The organism is Liquorilactobacillus sicerae, assembly GCF_029916425.1.
Lineage (GTDB): Bacteria > Bacillota > Bacilli > Lactobacillales > Lactobacillaceae > Liquorilactobacillus > Liquorilactobacillus sicerae.
In genome coordinates this window covers 1-430 of sequence record NZ_JAHAVQ010000271.1, presented here as the reverse complement: position 1 = coordinate 430, position 430 = coordinate 1, and the positions used below count along the sequence as shown (strand labels likewise).

The window sequence follows — 430 nt, the reverse complement described above, 5'->3', positions numbered from 1 at the left end:
AAAGTAATCCGGTTTAATGAAATTCAGCATAAACTGTAAATCATTTTGGCTAGCATGTCCCGAAGAACGCAGATTATCTTTAATTGAAACAACATTTGCACCACGGCGGAAAATCAGATCACGGGTTTTAGCCATAATTGATTCACTAGAAATTGAAGGCGTAGTAGCGACAAAAATTAAATCATTTTCATTAAAGCTGACGTAACGATCGTCCCCCTTAGCCATTCTTTGCAAATCGCGAATCGGTTCGCCCATTTTGCCAGTTTCAAGAATGACCAGTTTGTTAGGCTCAACCGACTTCAAATTTTTAATATTTGTAAACAATTTATTGTAACTGGTTGGCAGATTAAAGCGCTTTGAATCCAAAGCAGTCTTAACAACCTGCTCTAAATCATTACCGGAAATGGCAATTTTACGTCCAGTCTGATAT

Annotated in this window: 1 pseudogene; it reads right to left on the bottom strand. The window is 37.4% G+C overall.

Going from position 1 to position 430, the window contains the following annotated elements:
- Positions 1-430, bottom strand: a pseudogene (locus KH893_RS12395) (ribonuclease J); the annotation flags it as partial.